The sequence below is a fragment of the Emticicia sp. genome, from assembly GCF_043780375.1.
GTDB lineage: Bacteria > Bacteroidota > Bacteroidia > Cytophagales > Spirosomataceae > Emticicia.
Genome location: NZ_JAYWCU010000050.1, coordinates 1 through 17,699 on the forward strand (window position 1 = coordinate 1; position 17,699 = coordinate 17,699).

A 17,699-nucleotide genomic window follows, 5' to 3' on the forward strand; every position below is an offset into this window, starting at 1 on the left:
TTTCGAGTGGAACATCTTTTTGAGCATTTATATCAAGTCTTTCTTGTTCTGGATTCATGATTAACCTCCTGTAGAAAACCCTTCAAAAACAGTCATGCCCCCATCAATAAACATACTACTTCCTGTGATATAATCGGAGTCGTCGGATGATAGAAAAACGGCTAATTTGCCAATATCACTTGGTTGCCCAATACGGTTATATGGAATCAAACTCATCAAGCTATTCAATGCTTCGGGTGTTTCCCAAGCGGCTTTATTGATTGGTGTCTGAATCGCCCCTGGACAAATGCTATTGACTCTTATTTTTTGGCTACCATATTCTTGAGCAAGGCTTTGCATAAGCATTTTGATTGCTCCTTTAGAAGATGCATAGTTGGCATGGCCTCCCCACGGAATAAGCTCATGTACTGAACTCATACAAATAATTTTGCCCGTAGCCACTGAACGTTCAGGCACTGGACCACGACGCAAAAACTCTCTAATAGCTTCTCTGGCACACAAAAATTGTCCTGTAAGATTTATATCAATCACCAATTGCCATTGAGCTAAGGTCATTTCATGAAACTTGGCATCACGTTGTAGCCCCGCATTATTGACCAAAATATCAATTGTACCAAAAGTTGCTATCATTTGATGAAACATCGCCTGCACTTGGTCCTCTTTACTTACATCTGCCTGAATCGCAATGGCATTGCTACCGAACGTCTTTATTTTCTCCACAACTGCATTTGCTGCGTCTGAATTCGACATATAATTTACCACTATATTTGCACCTGCTTCGCCCAATGCGATAGCAACACCCTCGCCAATACCCGAACTTGCCCCTGTAACGAGAGCCGATTGACCTGCTAATTTTTTCTCTGCCATTTGTTGAAGTAGTTTAATTTTTTGAAGAGTAAATGCTGTTAGAAAGATAGCCAATCATTTATAATGTAAAAGTAGGCATATAGGGTAAAAATGAATTTAAAAGTAAATTAAATGACCATTAAAATCTAATAACAGCTTTAAAATCAAGCTAAAATCTTTGCCATTACACCTTCTTTTAAAGCATAACTTGAAACTCTAATTCGTTGAATATCAAACATTTGAATTACAAATCGAATCAAACACATTGCTACCACAATCATATCAACTCGTAGCTCAATCATTCCTGCAATTGTCATTCGTTGAGTATGATTTTTAAATAAAAGTTCATTATAAGCTCTATAAAATTCATTCATTGAATATTCAAAACTCACTTGTTTTGCATCAGGCAAAACACCATTTTCTTTCATAAAAAACATATCAATCAAAGTATCAAACGTACCTGATGAGCCAATCAAAACTTTTGGAGCATATTGATGACAAGCATTTGTTAAAGGCAAGAGTTTTTCGCGAAAAAAGTCGTCCATCGTCTGAACTGAACGCATCGAAATTGGGTCAGATTTCATAAATTTATCCATCAATCGCTGACCACCAATCTCGAAACTTTGTTTCCAGAAAATCTTTTCGTTATTACAAATAATAAACTCTACACTCCCACCGCCAATGTCCATAATCATCGATGTTTCTGGAATATCCATTGCTTGTTTTACGCCCAAACATATCAATTCTGCCTCTTCATCGCCTGAAATTACTTGAATTTTGATACCCGTTTCATCAAAAACTCTTTGCACAAATTCGTCTTTATTTCCGGCACTACGAATGGCACTTGTTCCCATAGCAAAAGTTTTTTCTAAGCTAACTTCTTGCCTATCAATTACTTCTCGAAAATATTTCAACACTACCAACGCCCGCTGAATTCCTTCTTCTGAAATAACTCCTTCGCTTATCCCGCCTTTGCCAATCTTAGCAGGAATAGATTCTTTGAAAAGAACTTCTTTTCTCTCAACAATCAGCAAGTGGAAAGTATTTGTACCTAAATCTATTATGGCAGTTTTCATAAATAACGTAAGAATATTTTTTTGCAAATGTAGCCATTTTCGATTTTAAACCTTAAAGGTTTGAAAAAACCTTGTAGGTTTTATGCGAGAAACCTTGAAAATTAAAATATAATTTCTTATTTTTGCAACCCCAAACAAAAGGAGGTGTATTTTTATGTTAATAATCAACGTCAAAGAAAACGAGTCAATTGATAAAGCCTTGAAACGTTTCAAGAAGAAATTTGAAAAAACGGGTGTATTGCGTCAACTACGCAAGCGTCAAGCATTTGAAAAACCTTCAGTAGCACGTCGTAACGAAGTTATTCACGCTACTTATGTAGGACATTTGAGAAGCAATGAAGAAATGTAATATTGCGAAGGCAATCTAAATTGTTTCAGACAAATATTGCAATGTAATATATTTTAAGCCATATTAGCAGTTCAAATTTTATAATTAAACAATTAAAACTAATTGTTTACTGTAAATTGACAACTGATAATATGGTTTCTTATTTTCTACAACATATACAATACGAAAAACGCCTCAGCCACCATACCATTACGGCTTATGAGGGTGATTTGAAGCAATTTTCTCTTTTTCTTCATTTTCAATACGAATTCAAAGAAGCAGAAAAGGCTGATTTTCAAATGATTAGGTCTTGGATTGTAAGTATGGTTGAAGAAAAAATAGAGAACCGAAGTGTTAATCGCAAAATCGCTACTTTACGAAGTTATTATAATTTTCTGCTCCGCCTAAAGGTCATCACGACCGACCCAATGCTAAAAATAAAAGCATTGAAAACCGACAAAAACCTCCCAAAATATATTGAAGAAAAACCAATGGAAAACCTGCTTGATGAGATTGAGTTTTCCAATGATTTTGCTGGTTTGCGTGATAAATTGGCTCTCGAACTTCTCTACGGTACTGGAATGCGTTTGGCAGAATTGATCGGGCTCAAAATCTCAGACTTAAATCTTTATAATAATACGCTGACGGTTCTCGGGAAAAGAAACAAACATCGCATTATTCCGATGAATAGAACACTGGCGGAAGCAATAAAAAACTACTTAAAAACAAGAGATGAAGTAGCCCAAGATGCTACTAATCATTACCTTATCATTACTGATAATGGCACGCAGGCGTACCCAATGTTTGTTCAGCGTTTGGTAAAAAAGTATTTATCAATGGTTACATCGCTTGAGCAACGCAGTCCACACGTACTGCGGCATACATTTGCTACGCATTTGCTCAATCGTGGAGCAGATTTGAATGCCATCAAAGATTTATTGGGTCATTCGAGCTTGGCAGCTACGCAAGTTTATACCCACAATTCGATAGAAAAATTGAAGAAAGTATTTGAGCAGGCACATCCGAAGGCGTAGGATTTTAAGTAATTGCACGATATTTAACCTCTATAATCTTACAATGAAAACCTACCTTTACACTATTTCAATCATTATTGCAGCTACTGTTGCCTATATTTTCCCTCAATATTTTATTTCTGTCGGAGATTTTCAGCTAAAAGAATTGATTATTCCTTTACTACAAGTCATTATGTTTGGCATGGGTACAACCATGAGTTATGATGATTTTGTTGGAGTTATAAAAATGCCAAAAGCTGTTATTATTGGTTTATTCTGTCATTTTATTATTATGCCAATCTTAGGCTTTTCGATTGCAAATGCTTTTAATTTCCCACCCGAAATCGCCGCAGGTGTTATATTGGTTGGTTGCTCACCAAGTGGTTTGGCATCAAATGTAGTATCTTATATTGCGAAGCAAATGTGGCACTCTCTATCACTATCACTTCGTTTGCTACACTTTTAGCACCAATTCTTACCCCTTTTTTGATGAAAATACTTGCAGGACAATTTATCGAAATTGATTTTTGGGGAATGATGATTGATATTCTTAAAATGATAATTGTTCCAGTAATTATCGGTTTTATATTAAACAAAATCTTGAAAGAACGTGGTGCATGGTTACAAAAACTTCTACCCATAATATCAATGGCTGGTATTGCCTTTATTATTGTCATTATCACCGCAGCAGGGCAAAAATCATTGCAAACTGTTGGATTGGCTTTAGTTTTTGCTACTTTTTTGCATAATATTGGAGGTTTTATATTGGGTTATTGGGGAGCAAGATTATTCAAACTTCCTGAGCAAGATTGCCGAACTGTTGCTATTGAAGTAGGTTTACAAAATGCGGGTTTGGCTTCTGGTTTAGCAAAAGCTATGGGAAAAATGGCAACAGTCGGGCTATCTCCTGCCCTATTTGGGCCAATTATGAATGTAAATGGTTCACTTTTAGCAAGTTATTGGAGTAAGAAAAAACCTTAATTCGCTGATTGCAACCGCATCAGCGATCCAGTTCGCTCAACCACCGAAGAATAACAGTTATATTTCGGTACCTGAGCGGAGTTGAAGGCATCGAAATTTACTTCAACTTCGCCACATTGCTCATGATGCTTTCATTTTGCAGTCGGTCAAGGGCGGTTACTACATAAATATATAATTTCTCTCTGTTGAGGGTTTTGTCTGGGCAACTCAAGATTCCTTCGTTGCGTACAATTTGTAAGATTTTAGCTGGATTTTCGAGATTTATTTGTTCGTTTTCATCAAAACGATAGACCACAAATGCTTGTACTTCGTCGCCATCTTTTGGTAATGTTGCAGGTAATTCCCACGTAATAGACACCCCTAAATCAGCAACTTTTTGAATCTTTACATTCTGCGGAGCATTGGGTGGAATCTTATCTTTCCATGGCATTGTAGGCATTAAAGCTGGGTAATAGTATAGTTTTCTCAAAGAATCACTGACCGATAACTCGTTGTTATTCAATGATTTAGCACTAAAAAATATACTTCCAGCAATTTGTGGTTTAGTCCGATTATAACGAATCTGACGTGAAATTTGATTTCCTTTCTCCCAGCCGATTTCCTTACTTCCTGCTTTCACTCGATATGCACCATGACCGATATAAAGATGTCGCCCAAAAGAGTTTTTTATCCACCAATCGGTCATAACTTTATAAGGTACTTTTTCGAACTCAAAACTAAAATAAATCTGGGGCGTAATATAATCCAACCAACCTTCTTTAACCCATTTACGAGTATCGGCATACAAATTATCATACGAAGGTTGCCCACCCTGTGTTGCCGAGCCAATTGGGTCGGTCGAAGCATTTCGCCAAACGGCCGATGGACTTATGCCAAACTTTACTTTTGGTTTTTCTCGCTTGATGGCTTCGCTCACATTTTTCACCACTAAATTAACATTATGTCTTCGCCAATCTTCAATATTTTTAAAATCATCATTATACCTTTTGAAAGTTGCTTCATCTCGAAGTTTTTCGTTCGGTTCGGTATAAGGATAAAAATAATCATCAAAATGAATACCATCAACATCATAATTTTGCACGATATTCACTACAATATCAGTAATATATGTTCGTACTTCTGGAATGCCCAAATTGAATAATTTATAGCCACCATAGCTCAAAAACCACTCAGGTTTAGTCTTCGTAATGTGGTTATCAGCAATACTTTTTGAGACTTTATGAGCTCCTCTGTTCATATTTAGCCAAGCATGAAACTCGAGTCCACGTTGGTGCGATTCCTGAATCATAAATGTCATTGGGTCGTAATAGGGGTCGGGAGCTTTGCCTTGTTCGCCTGTGAGCCACTCCGACCACGGTTCTTTGCTTCGGGCATAAAAAGCATCGGCAGCAGCACGAACTTGCACCAAAACGGCATTCATACCATAGCTTTTTTGTTTATCGAGCAAGGTTCTAAAATCTTGTTGTTGAACCTCCGAACTCAATCCTTTGCGAGAAGGCCAATCAATATTATCAACGGTTGCAACCCAAACAGCACGAAACTCTCGCTTAGGGCCAATTGGTTTTGAAATTACTTGCTGTGTAACTTTTTTACTGCAACCACTCAGGAAAGCATAGATTATTAGGCAAAAAGTAGCTTTTTTGAAGTACATCGAAATACTATTTTGTAAATTTTGGTCAAAATTAGAGAAAAATTTAACCCAAAGGTTATTTTTTGTTACTTTTGCTATGTTCATTTAGCTTTTAGCGATTAGCTTTTAGCAATTAGCTTGAAAAATTATAAGAAGAACGGTGTGTTTTAAATTAAAAACCAATCACCAATTCTCAAAATCACTCATTTACTAAATCAAAACGGGCGGCGTTCCGCTTCACTAATTATATACTGTGAAAGAATACGGAAGTAACATTCAAAAATTAACAGACTATATTGTTAGTCTGCCTGACCGTGAGCAACGCACAAAATATGCACATATTTTGATTGAGTTGATGCGTCAGATTCACCCAAACATGCGTGAAGGAATTGATTATTCAAAAAAACTTTGGGATGATTTATATGTCATTGCCAATTTTGATTTGGATGTTGATAGTCCATTCCCTCCTCCTCCGAAGGAAATATTAGGTAAAAAACCTATGACTGTTCCTTATAACCAACAGCAATTGAAACACCGTCTTTATGGTCGTAATTTGGAATTATTGGTTGTAAAAGCCATGATTACCCAAGATTATGACGAGCGTAAAGCTTTTGTTTCGTACATGGTGCGTTTGATGAAAAGCTTTTTTCAAGTTTGGAACAAAGACACCATCGAAACCAACGATTGTTTGCAACAAATTCTTGAACTTTCTGGATTTAAACTTCAAAAAGAAATTGACGACCTTCGCCGTGATGGTTTGATGGAATCATCGCCAAGAGACGGTAGTAGCAACCGTCAGCGTTCGCAACAAAACCACCCCCAAGGCGGCAGTCAGTTTAGAGATAATCGTGGTGGTAACGACCGTGGCGGTGATAGAAGCAACGACAGAGACCGTAATCGTGGCGATAGAAACAATGTCGATCGCAACAAAAATTTCAGCGGTGGTTTTAAAACAAGCAGCGACCGAAATAATACCCGTAACGATAGAAATAACAATAACCGAAGACCGAGATAAGACTCTGAATTCTGAGTTCTGAATTATAAAAAATCAAAACTTAGCAATTCTGAAACTCTGAACTAAGAGTCGAAAACAGTTCATATAATAAATAACTCAGAATCGCACGGGCAGACCCCGTATGAACTCAGAACTCTATAAAATGGCATCTTTTAAAATAACAGGAGGAAAAAAACTACAAGGTGAAATCGTTCCACAGGGAGCAAAAAACGAAGCATTACAAATCGTTTGTGCGGTCTTGATGACAAAAGAACCTGTTACGATTCATAATATTCCAAATATCCGTGATGTTAACAAACTCATGGAATTGCTCGAAGACATGGGCGTACGTCGTAGTAAAATAGGCGAAGGCTCATATCGTTTTCAAGCTGAGGAAGTAAATTTTGATTATTTCGAAACCGAAGCCTATAAAGAAAAAGCTGCTTCGTTGCGTGGTTCAATTATGCTTTTAGGGCCAATGTTGGCTCGTTTTGGCAAAGGGAAAGCTCCTCGCCCAGGCGGAGACAAAATCGGTCGCCGACCTTTAGATACGCACTTTACGGGTTTCCAGAAATTGGGTGCAGAGTTTATTTATGACCAAAATGATGCTTTTTATACTGTTGATGGCTCAAGACTAAAAGGTGCGTATGTTTGGATGGACGAGATTTCGGTCACAGGAACTGCCAATGTTTTGATGGCAGCAGCAATGGCCGAAGGAACGACTACCATCTACAATGCCGCTTGCGAACCATATCTTCAACAGCTTTGCAAAATGCTCAATAGTATGGGTGCAAAAATCTCAGGTGTAGGCTCTAACTTACTCACTATCAAGGGAGTAAAAGAATTGCATGGTTGCGAACACACGATGCTTCCTGATATGATTGAGATTGGAAGTTTCATTGGGATGGCTGCAATGACACAATCGGAGATAACGATAAAAAATTGTCAGATTCCTCAATTGGGGATTATTCCTGATGTGTTTAAGAAATTGGGCATTCAGATGGAATTCCGTGGTGATGATATTCATATTCCTGCTCAAAAACACTATGAAATCAGTTCGCTAATTGATGGTTCGATATTGACGATTTATGACGCTCCTTGGCCAGGTTTTACGCCCGATTTGATTTCGATTATATTGGTAACTGCCATTCAAGCCAAAGGTGCGGTATTGATGCACCAAAAGATGTTTGAAAGTCGTTTGTTTTTTGTTGATAAATTGATTGAAATGGGTGCTCAAATCATTTTGTGCGACCCACACCGAGCCAATGTGATAGGGCTAAACCGTGAGCATAATTTGAGAGGTATTCGCATGACGTCGCCTGATATTCGTGCAGGGGTTTCGTTATTGATTGCTGCCATGTCGGCCAATGGCGTGAGTGTGATTGATAATATTGAGCAAATTGATAGAGGCTACCAAGACATTGACAAACGCTTAAATGCGATTGGAGCAGATATTGTGAGAATTTAGTTAGTCAACTGACAACAGCCAATAGTTAACAGTATTTTTTAACTAATTGATAGTCAGCCACTTAATAAAGTAAAGATTTTTGTGTAAGTTTATTTACAATAAATACTCAAAAAATATTCGTTTTTTTTTGCAATAGTTTTGGATTTTAAACTTAAAATTTTACCTTTGCACTCCCAAAGCGATTTGCCCGGATGGCGGAATTGGTAGACGCGTTGGTCTCAAACACCAATGAGGTTACACTCGTGCCGGTTCGACTCCGGCTCCGGGTACGATAAAAGTTCATAACAAATTGATTATCAATGAGTTATGAACTTTTTTTACTTTTGGGGCACAATTAAGGGGACAAAAATACAAATATTTCACATTTTTATCTTTTAAATTAGCTACTTTAAAATATTAAAATTGAAAACTTGATAGTTTACTGCTTTCAAAATATTAGCAACTTTCATTGTAAATTCATTGTCTCACAACAACAATTAAACGAACAGAAAATTATCGAAACGACAGGATGACATATAAACTTAACAGCGGACTTTTTTTCGATGTGACAGCCCAACGCTTCGTGTTTTATTTTTTTTTCCGACCCGCACTTTTTTAAAAACAATTTTAGCCAGCCGCACAAGTGGCACATTTGGTTTTGCCCCGACACACGAAGCCCATGCTTCGGCAAAACCCATATAGCCACTTTTTAGCCAACGCACCGACATAAAAACGTAAATTAGCGAATTCATATAAATGACGAAATGAGTAAAGAAAATTCAATAGACCAGTTAAAGTTTTTCCTCAAAGAAATGTTCCAATTCAACGCCAATGACTTGGACTTTGGGATTTACAGAATATACAATCTGAAACGCAAAGAGATTGAAAACTTCATTGACGACAAAGACGAACAATGTCTTGAACCCATCATCAATAAAACCCTTGAACAGGTTAGCAACATTGAAAAGCAGGTTGAATTGACAAGCCTTACGACTTATCTAAAAAAATTCAATCAGGATAGTTTGGTAAACGACTCTGCGGGAAACTTCAAAGAAATTCAAACATTGATTGAATTCAGTAAAGACGATTCAGAAAAAGAAAACCTTACTATTGCTCTTACTGCTTCAACAAAGGAATTCAACATTACAGACGAGATTAAGGATAAAATCTACAACCACATTCTCGGCTATTTTGAAATGTATTATTCCAATGGTGATTTTGGCTACAACAACCGAAGCAGAAGCCTTTACAAAGTGCCGTATGAAGCCGACTATGATGGCAACGACACAATGTTTCACTGGAAACACAAAGGCAGTTTATACATTAAAACAGGAAATTCATTTAATGCCATCAAGTTTAAACTAAAGCATCTTAACAAAGAATTTGAATTGCGTTTGGAAACCAATGAAGATAGCACAAGCGAAGAAGTTGCACGTAACAATAACAAAGACACCAAGCTAAAACACTACAAATTCAACCGATTTGAAGAAAAAGAAGGAATTACCCGCATCGTATTCAATCTTTCTGATGCATCAACGACCAAAGCTGATTTATTTAAATCATTGTTCAAAGACGTTTTTGAAGGTGAAAAAGAAATTGAAAACTACCTATTTGCTGAAGGTAAACCTGTTTTCAACGATTTAAAAGAGGATTATGACAAAGTACTTGATGGTAGTGTGAAAGGTATTGGAGCGTTGAGGGTAAACCGTAAAACCTTGCTCAACAAAGTGAACAAAAATTTTGAACGGGGAAACAAAATTGAAATCATCAATGAAAGTGGACAGGAACGCTTTTCTGATGAAACGATGGAAACAATTTATAACATTGACCAAAAGCTGAACAGCTTTTATATTGGAAATGACAGCGATTATTTCATTCACGAAAACTTGCAGGAGTTTTTAACGCAGGAGAAAGAACGCTACATCAAAAACCATATTCTTAGCGACCTGAAAAGTATATTGGATGGTAAATTAGACAATACTACTTTGATTATTGCCAAAGCATTTGAATTGGTGAGTAGTCGCATAATTGAGTTTTTGAGTTCCATTGAAGAATTTCAGAAGCAACTCTTCACAATGAAAAAGAAAGTGGTGGAAAGCGAATACTGCCTTACCATTGACAACATTGACGAGAAATACTACAAAGAGATTCTTGAAAACAAAACCCAACTTACTGAATGGGAAAACCTGTTTAGTGTAAAAGTAAAAAACCTTGACGACTTGAAAGCCCAACTTACATTGGTTTTAGATACCAAATTCTTTAAACAAAAAGATGGTAGCAATCCTTTTAAGGACAAGATACTTGCTGAGATTGAAAACTTAGACGAAAGAACAAATGGGCTTTTGATAAATTCAGAAAACTATCAAGGACTTAATACTATTTCAAACAGATATAACGGCCAAGTGAATTGCATTCATATTGACCCTCCATATAACTCAAATACAAGCGGTTTTCTTTACAAAAATCACTTCCGTCATTCAAGTTGGATTAGTATGATGGAAAACAGATTGTCGCTTGGTTTCAGTCTTCTTTCTAAAGACGGTGACTTGCTTTGTCACATTGACGAAAATGAGTATGAAAATTTGCATCAATTGATGAATCTATACAAAATTGGAAATGCAGGAACCCTTATTTGGGATAAACGAAATCCTATGAATGGTGGTAGCGGTCTTGCACTACAACACGAGTATGTATTATGGAATACCAACCGAACCTCAGCAATTAATTTCAGAAATGAAAATGCCATTGTTATGCTCAAAATGGCAGATAAATTAATTTCTGATGCTGGTTCTGTATCTGATAGCGTTAGAAAGAAATTTTCTAAGTGGATATCGAGTAACAAGGATTTGACTGGTGGTGACAAAGCATATCGCTTTATAGACGATAATGGACAAGTATATCAGAGTGTAAGTTTACGTGCACCTGAACCAAGAACTGATGAGAAATTTTTTCAACCATTAATTCACCCAGTAACCAAAAAGCCTTGTTCAGTTCCGCCAAATGGATTTTCACGAACTCCTGAAACTCTAAAAAAAATGATGGATAATGATGAAATCTTATTTGGTTCAGATGAAACAACACAACCAAGACAAAAGGTTACTCTAAATAGTGAAGTAAAAAAGCAAATGCCCTCTGTTATACAAGATGCAAAAAAAGGGAAGTCGGAAATTGCTGCGATGGGTTTAACTTTCCCTTACAATCATTCAACAACTTTATATGAAAAGCTTATAGGCACAGCGATTGGCGAGATTGATGGAATTGTCTTAGACTTTTTTGCAGGTTCTGGAACTTCAGGACAAGCAGTAATCAACATTAATAGAATTGGTAGTAGAAACATTAAGTTCATCCTAATGGAAATGGGCACTTACTTCTCTTCGATAACCAAACCAAGAATTTTGAAAAGCATATACTCTTCAAAATGGAAAGCGAAAAAGCCAGAACTTGGCAAGGGTTCAAAAAATCAAATTATTAAATATGCTGTCCTTGAACAATACGAAGATATTTTAGACGCTATTGAACAGTTTGAAGGAGAAACCCCAAAAAATCTCCCATTAAAATATCTCTACAAACCCGAACTAAATAAAATCAACAGCACTTTAGATTTGAGCAAGCCGTTTGGCAATAAAATCAAGTACGGGCAGCCAACTAAAGAAGGTTTTGTTGATTTGGTGGACACTTACAATTATTTGCAGGGTTACGAAGTAAAGAGCATCAAGACTTACACCATTGGTAAGAAATATTACAAGGTAGTGGAAACAGCAGACACATTGGTTGTTTGGCGTGATATTGCTTTAGGTGAAGATGACAGCAAAGCCATCATTGAAATAGCAGAGAAATATGCCGAAGCCACACAAATAGAAGTCAATCACGATTTCAATATTTTAGCAACCCTAAAAGACAAGCAACTGCAAGTTGGTAAACGGTTATTGGGACTTACAGTAATTCACGCAGACATTTTTAATCAATAATCCCAATGGAATTAAAGCTATACCAACATATACGCAAATATTTCCTGAATGAAACCATTGATTTATTCGACAAATCAACACAGGAAAAAATTGAAGCCTTTGATGCTTCAATCGGTTTGGACGAAAAGATTTTGGATGCCGTAAAGAAGTATCTAAAAGCCTACAATTACTATCTGGAAGATCATAAACAAGACAAAGTTACGCTTCGCTATTACCAGATATTGGCTGTTTACTTTACCGAAGTATTTTTCAGAAACAGAGACAACAAAGAGTTTGAAGAATTTGCCAAAAGTGCATTGGCTTATTGGATGGCAACAGGAAGCGGAAAAACAATAATTATGCACATCAATGTTTTTCAGTTTATCGAACATAACAAAGGTTTTAAAGACCTTGAAATAATTATTACAACTCCTGGTGTAAACCTTATTCACCAACACGAACGAGAAGTAACTCCATTGGTGGAGTATCTGAACAAAATACACCGCAATAAAATTAGGTTTACCATTGACACCACCAGTGCCCTGCTAAACAAAGCTGATGATTTTTTTGATTTTCCCGACAACAAAAAATATCAGCGTTTGATATTGGTTGACGAAGCTCATATCGGTTTAGGAACAAGCCAAAAGGACGATGAAGGAGAATTTTTGAAACTACGAAGAAGATTAAACATTAAACACAGTTTTCTTTTTGAGTATTCAGCCACATTTCACAACCTTGACAGTAAACTGGAAACTGAATATAGCAAATCCATAATTTACGATTATAACTACAACCTATTCTATCGTGATGGTTATGGAAAGGATTTTTATTTCGAGAAAATAAATGCAGACGTTCTTTTAAACGAAAGTTTGGACGACAATCTCGCTTTGAATCTTAAAGTAATTGAAGAAAAGTTGGACGTATTCAACAAACTGGATTATTCCGACATCAAAGACCTTTTTTCAGCAACTACTTTCCCTGACCGTCCGCTTATTGCTTTTATGGGTAACACTGTAAACGACAAAAAAGAGGAAGGTAAAAAAGGTGATGATGAACTTTCGGATATTTCAAAAATTGTGGATTATCTCGCCAAACTTTCAGAAGCAAATAGATTAAAATTCAAAAATGTTTTCAACAACGATTACAAAGGCAAACTCCGTCTGACAAGAAATACACAGGCAGACGATGAAATCTTACTTTCATACGGAACAGGCGATTATTGGGGCATTATCAACGTCGGTAATGGTTTAAACTTTATCAATGACTATAAAGGTGATAATGTAGAGAAAGTTACCAGCACTTCGGTGGTAATCAGCAATATTGAAAAATACCTTTTTGAAAACATTGACAAACCACAATCTCCCATCAATGTGTTGATTGGTAGTAGAAAATTTGCCGAAGGCTGGAACTGTTTTAGAGTTTCGGTAATCGGTTTAATTAATTTAGGAAAAACAAAAGGCAATAAAATCATTCAGATTTTTGGGCGAGGTGTTCGCTTGAAAGGGTTGAAAAATGATGGTAAGCGAAAAGACCTGAATCATACTGAAGATTATTTTGCTCTTACACATTCTGACTTTGATAAATTGAAAAGATTAGAAACGCTTTGCGTTTTCAGTTTGCAACGCAGCTATTTAGAAACCTTTACAGAAGCCGTTAGTGGCGAATTGGAAATCACTAAAACCTTTGAAATTTCTGTTAATCCAAGTTTAATAAAACTCAATAGCGGTGATGTTGCATTCGACACTTACAAAAAGGACTTGAAGATTTTCAAACTTTCTAAAACTTCGGTTGATGTAAAAAAGGTATTGCTCTATCCTTCCGATAAAAAAGTGGAGTATGAATTTGTTCTTGATGGAAAACAGCAAAAATCATTTATCAATAATTTTAGTTTCAGTTTGGACTATCGAACAAATAGAAATGAAGAAGGCAGAAACATTAGAAACTCTTTAAAGCAGGCAAATGATAGTTTTTCTGCTTTCATTAACTATCAGCCATTCACCAAAACAATAACAGAACAAGCAGACGAAGCCAATATAAATCTATACAAAGCAGGTGCAAAACTTTCTGAAATCAACATTAATGATGTATTGGAATACATTGATGAAATCAAATACAAAGATGAAATGCCTGAATTGGATTTTGACTTTACCGAAAATGTGAATACCAAAATCGGAGAAGAATTCGTAAAGAAAGTCCGTAATAAAATCAACTGGCATTTAAACAGTAGTATTTACCAATACGAAGAAGACTTAAAACAAAGTCAGGGAGAAATCAAGGGCGATTTTATTGAGAAATACACGCTGGTAAAGTCTTTCAAGCTATCTAAGATAGTTGGAGCAACAACCAAGCAGAAGACCGAGAAAGAACTAAATAAAGAAATCGCAGAATTCACAACTACGATTCGGGACATTGAAAACGCCTTAATCATTGACAAAATCGGAAACCATATATACGAGCCTCTACTTCGGGAAAACAAATCGGTTTTGAAAGATGATGTAAAACTTACTCCCGATAAACTCAATGACGGAGAAAAGAAATTTGTTAGAGATTTTGCCGAATATATAAAAGAGAAACCTGAAAAAATCAAGGACCTTGATGTTTACCTGATGAGAAATGTAGAATCACTAAAATCAATCGGAATTTATTTAAATGACGATTCGGAAGTTTTCTATCCTGACTTCATTATGTGGCTTATTGCTAAAGACAAAGTTTACATCAACTTCATTGACCCAAAAGGTCAAATGGGTATAAAAGATTTTAATACGGAACAACACAAGGAGAAAATCACAATTGCGGACAAGTCAACAAATCCAACGCTTACCAATATTGAGAAAGAATTAAAGCGAATACATAAAAAAGACTTTGTTTTAAATTCTTTCATTTTATTGCGTGATAGTTCTGAGCTTGGTAAAGTAGCAAATGCTGACTGGAAAAAAAATAATATGATTGCTAAAAACATTTTGCGACTTGACTGGCATAAGCAAGACGAGAAAGAAAATAATGCAGACCTAACAAAATTGGTGGACAATAAAACATACTTGGATTGGATAATCGAAAAGGCAATATAAGCCCAGGCTATTTGCAAGCACAATTAAAAACCGCAAAAACTATAGTCTTAACTAAGAATGACCTATTAGAACGACTTAAGGTTTTTGGTTTAAGAGGAAATGATGACTATGAATTATATTCAAATATAGACCTTGCTGATGATTCCCCTTTGGTAACAAATAAGGTGTGGTTAGGCCTTAAAGAATTCGCATATTATGATGTAAAGACAGTGTTGCAAATTTCCTTGGTTCATTATAATGCAAACCTAAAAAGATTACAAAAACAAATTTTAAAAACAGGGGAAATTATTTATGTCAAGTAAAAGAAAAGTTGATGACAGCGTTCAGAATTTAAAATAAACTACTTTAAAAGAATTAGTTTTGAATAGTTGTTAATTTACCATTTTCAAAATATAAGTAGCCATCATTATAAACCCATTGCTCTCTGGTAGAATATTTTGTGATAGTTCTATTTATATCTTTAGGCTCTCCCCAAGATAATCGGCACATCTCTTTTGTCATTCCAATTTGAACATCATTAAAAAAAATAAGTCTTCCAATTTTACTTCCATATTTAGCCTGTAATGTTGATAGTTTTACTTTTTCCTTCTCTCTCATCTCTTCGGTTTCTGCAAACCAAATAAATCTTTCAAAATCTGAATCATTGAAAAAATATTTTTGCCCCTTAGTATCTATCAATTCGTATTTAATAAATCCTTGGTCATACGTCAAAACATCCAAGACTGTAAATTTAGAGTAAATTGTAGGATTAAATTGAGTGGAATCTAATCCGTTTACTAATTTCTTTATTTGTTGATTATACATAAACATTTTTCCAGTATAAAATACTTTATTTTTATATTTTTGTTTTTCTTGCAATATAAATAGTTCCCTTTCCTTCTTGCTATCTGATTTCCCTATTAATGCATCAAGAGTCTGCCCATTAACTTTGACTTTGGTTCCAGAGGCAAATTCCAGTTGAAACCAATCACCGCCAAATTTATTTGATAACCAAGTGTCAATAATTTTAAATTTTTTGTCTTTTAACTTTACACTTTCATTAAAAATGTCAGAAAATGAGTACACATCAAATGGATAACCTAATTTAATTCTGTAACTATCCATAAAAAACTCCTGGCCCTTTAAAGTATCACTTGGATTTACAATTGCTGATTGACCAAAAGTTGAAAAACTAATTAAAACAAGATAGAAAATAAATATTTTTTTTTTCATGGTTCATTGATTGTTTAAGGCAAAAACAGATTGACAATATTTATGTGATATATAAAAAATGATTAATGAAATTGACTTTATCTTACGGAAATGTACTTACTTTTTTATAAAATAAAACTTTTCATTTATATTTTTTTTACGATTTAATTACTACATGGTATTCTAATTGTGTAATAAAGAGTAATTTCATTAGTTTTTTTTATGTTTTAGGGTCGTAATAAATCTGCTGAATAGAAACCTCTTTTAAAAGAAATAGTTGTTTAATATTAACTAATAATGCTGAAAACCGACCTAAAAAAAGTTTAAACTCTTAACTATTTTTAGGTCGGTTAATGAAACGATGGGATTTTTATTGAATGTATAAACATCCCATTTGATGGGATTGGGGGGGGTATGCATAAATTCATACAATCAATTTGCTCTTTGTTTCTTTTCACAAAGGTTAAGAATTTTTAACCTTTCAATACTTACATTAATAAAAGGCCGTTTGTAGTTTTTCAAGTAAATCGTATTCAGGTGTACTCCCTCCCATAGATACCTTTACAAAATTTTCTATAATTAGTCTTTTCCGTTGTTTACGGTCATTCGTTGGTAAAAATTCTTTTGGGATACCTTTTAGGTATGACAAAAGTTCCTTCTCTGCATCAAACCCATAAAACATTGACAATTCCATTAGACATAGTAGTATGATAGTGGAGGAATTTAATAATTTTTTATCACTGGGCATAACATGGGGTTTCATCTTAGAAATAGATTTATATGTATTGATTAAATCAATTTTACATAATTCATTGAACGATTCATTAAACAAAGTTTCAAGTTTGATGTTCCGTTCTTTGAAATGGATTTGGGGCTTTAAATAGTGGTTTTCCACGCGAATGTAGTAGGTATCTCTTTTGAATCCAATGTCGCTTTTAAGAGCATTTATGAAGGTATCTGGCACCGTTTTAATCCTATAACCTGCATCGTATAACTTTACTTTTAGAATTTTATCTACAAAGTAAACACCCTTGTCATATTCTTTTCGCTTGAAACCCTGCAATGCTCTATGTTTGTTTAGTGTCTTGTCCTAAAATAAGTTTACAATTATAGTTGAAAATCCTGATATAGGTTTACAGTTGATTTATTATAATAATTTTTCCAGTATCTTTTCAATT

13 protein-coding genes, 1 tRNA gene and 1 pseudogene are annotated in these 17,699 nt (G+C 35.1%); 9 read left to right on the forward strand and 6 right to left on the reverse strand.

The features are described from left to right. Window positions 1–60 precede the first annotated feature (60 nt). Both ACH2CJ_RS03495 and ACH2CJ_RS03500 read right to left on the reverse strand, forming a co-directional pair. Entirely contained in the window at window positions 61–867 is an 807-nt protein-coding gene (locus ACH2CJ_RS03495) for an SDR family oxidoreductase (RefSeq protein ID WP_394990765.1), read from the reverse strand. A 143-nt stretch (window positions 868–1,010) separates the two neighbouring features. Beyond that, window positions 1,011–1,922 carry a phosphatase gene (locus ACH2CJ_RS03500; RefSeq protein WP_394990767.1) on the reverse strand — a complete coding sequence of 304 codons (912 nt, stop codon included), beginning with the start codon at window positions 1,920–1,922 and terminating at the stop codon, window positions 1,011–1,013. 154 nt (window positions 1,923–2,076) lie between these two features. On the opposite strand from ACH2CJ_RS03500, the gene rpsU reads away from it, so the two are divergent. From rpsU to ACH2CJ_RS03515, 3 genes and pseudogenes are all read left to right on the forward strand, one after another. Continuing rightward, complete coding sequence (gene rpsU / locus ACH2CJ_RS03505; protein WP_394990768.1) at window positions 2,077–2,271, forward strand: 30S ribosomal protein S21; 195 nt, start codon at window positions 2,077–2,079, stop codon at window positions 2,269–2,271. 131 nt (window positions 2,272–2,402) lie between these two features. Beyond that, entirely contained in the window at window positions 2,403–3,284 is an 882-nt protein-coding gene (locus ACH2CJ_RS03510) for a tyrosine-type recombinase/integrase (RefSeq protein ID WP_394990770.1), read from the forward strand. A 108-nt stretch (window positions 3,285–3,392) separates the two neighbouring features. Next, window positions 3,393–4,241, forward strand: a pseudogene (locus tag ACH2CJ_RS03515) (bile acid:sodium symporter family protein); the annotation flags it as partial. Between the two features lie 100 nt (window positions 4,242–4,341). Here the strand turns inward: ACH2CJ_RS03515 and ACH2CJ_RS03520 are convergent. After that, the gene (locus ACH2CJ_RS03520; protein WP_394990772.1) at window positions 4,342–5,979 is read right to left on the reverse strand and encodes a family 10 glycosylhydrolase; all 1,638 of its coding nucleotides are present in this window, start codon (window positions 5,977–5,979) and stop codon (window positions 4,342–4,344) included. Window positions 5,980–6,127: 148 nt separating this feature from the next. On the opposite strand from ACH2CJ_RS03520, the gene ACH2CJ_RS03525 reads away from it, so the two are divergent. The 3 genes from ACH2CJ_RS03525 to ACH2CJ_RS03535 all read left to right on the forward strand — a co-directional run bounded on the left by ACH2CJ_RS03525 (window position 6,128) and on the right by ACH2CJ_RS03535 (window position 8,605). Beyond that, window positions 6,128–6,889, forward strand: a complete 762-nt coding sequence (locus ACH2CJ_RS03525; protein ID WP_394990774.1) for a DUF4290 domain-containing protein — start codon at window positions 6,128–6,130, stop codon at window positions 6,887–6,889. Window positions 6,890–7,031: 142 nt separating this feature from the next. After that, window positions 7,032–8,336 (forward strand): UDP-N-acetylglucosamine 1-carboxyvinyltransferase, encoded by a 1,305-nt coding sequence (murA, locus tag ACH2CJ_RS03530; protein ID WP_394990785.1) that lies wholly within the window; start codon window positions 7,032–7,034, stop codon window positions 8,334–8,336. 185 nt (window positions 8,337–8,521) lie between these two features. After that, a tRNA-Leu gene (locus ACH2CJ_RS03535) sits at window positions 8,522–8,605 on the forward strand. 252 nt (window positions 8,606–8,857) lie between these two features. On the opposite strand, the gene ACH2CJ_RS03540 is transcribed toward ACH2CJ_RS03535, so the two are convergent. Beyond that, window positions 8,858–9,067 (reverse strand): hypothetical protein, encoded by a 210-nt coding sequence (locus tag ACH2CJ_RS03540; protein ID WP_394990775.1) that lies wholly within the window; start codon window positions 9,065–9,067, stop codon window positions 8,858–8,860. A gap of 60 nt (window positions 9,068–9,127) precedes the next feature. Here ACH2CJ_RS03540 and ACH2CJ_RS03545 point away from each other — a divergent pair, with 60 nt between their 5' ends. From ACH2CJ_RS03545 to ACH2CJ_RS03555, 3 genes are read left to right on the forward strand one after another with little or no spacing between them, the layout of a single operon-like run. Next, a complete protein-coding gene (locus tag ACH2CJ_RS03545) occupies window positions 9,128–12,283 on the forward strand; it encodes a DNA methyltransferase (protein ID WP_394990777.1) in 3,156 nt (1,051 codons plus the stop codon). 5 nt (window positions 12,284–12,288) lie between these two features. Beyond that, window positions 12,289–15,330: a DEAD/DEAH box helicase family protein gene (locus ACH2CJ_RS03550; RefSeq protein WP_394990779.1), complete on the forward strand. Its 3,042-nt coding sequence runs from the start codon at window positions 12,289–12,291 to the stop codon at window positions 15,328–15,330. Continuing rightward, a complete protein-coding gene (locus ACH2CJ_RS03555) occupies window positions 15,306–15,632 on the forward strand; it encodes a hypothetical protein (protein ID WP_394990781.1) in 327 nt (108 codons plus the stop codon). Before ACH2CJ_RS03550 ends, ACH2CJ_RS03555 begins: the two co-directional genes overlap by 25 nt. A 52-nt stretch (window positions 15,633–15,684) precedes the next feature. On the opposite strand, the gene ACH2CJ_RS03560 is transcribed toward ACH2CJ_RS03555, so the two are convergent. Further along, window positions 15,685–16,542 (reverse strand): hypothetical protein, encoded by an 858-nt coding sequence (locus ACH2CJ_RS03560; RefSeq protein WP_394990782.1) that lies wholly within the window; start codon window positions 16,540–16,542, stop codon window positions 15,685–15,687. A gap of 472 nt (window positions 16,543–17,014) precedes the next feature. Beyond that, a complete protein-coding gene (locus ACH2CJ_RS03565) occupies window positions 17,015–17,584 on the reverse strand; it encodes a hypothetical protein (RefSeq protein ID WP_394990784.1) in 570 nt (189 codons plus the stop codon). Window positions 17,585–17,699: the final 115 nt, after the last annotated feature.

Coding starts and splice junctions, on each gene's coding strand:
- ACH2CJ_RS03495 (WP_394990765.1), bottom strand. CDS start 867: ATGGCAGAGAAAAAATTAGCAGGTCAATCGGCTCTCGTTACAGGGGCA.
- ACH2CJ_RS03500 (WP_394990767.1), bottom strand. CDS start 1,922: ATGAAAACTGCCATAATAGATTTAGGTACAAATACTTTCCACTTGCTG.
- rpsU (WP_394990768.1), top strand. CDS start 2,077: ATGTTAATAATCAACGTCAAAGAAAACGAGTCAATTGATAAAGCCTTG.
- ACH2CJ_RS03510 (WP_394990770.1), top strand. CDS start 2,403: ATGGTTTCTTATTTTCTACAACATATACAATACGAAAAACGCCTCAGC.
- ACH2CJ_RS03520 (WP_394990772.1), bottom strand. CDS start 5,979: ATGAACATAGCAAAAGTAACAAAAAATAACCTTTGGGTTAAATTTTTC.
- murA (WP_394990785.1), top strand. CDS start 7,032: ATGGCATCTTTTAAAATAACAGGAGGAAAAAAACTACAAGGTGAAATC.
- ACH2CJ_RS03540 (WP_394990775.1), bottom strand. CDS start 9,067: ATGAATTCGCTAATTTACGTTTTTATGTCGGTGCGTTGGCTAAAAAGT.
- ACH2CJ_RS03545 (WP_394990777.1), top strand. CDS start 9,128: ATGTTCCAATTCAACGCCAATGACTTGGACTTTGGGATTTACAGAATA.
- ACH2CJ_RS03550 (WP_394990779.1), top strand. CDS start 12,289: ATGGAATTAAAGCTATACCAACATATACGCAAATATTTCCTGAATGAA.
- ACH2CJ_RS03560 (WP_394990782.1), bottom strand. CDS start 16,542: ATGAAAAAAAAAATATTTATTTTCTATCTTGTTTTAATTAGTTTTTCA.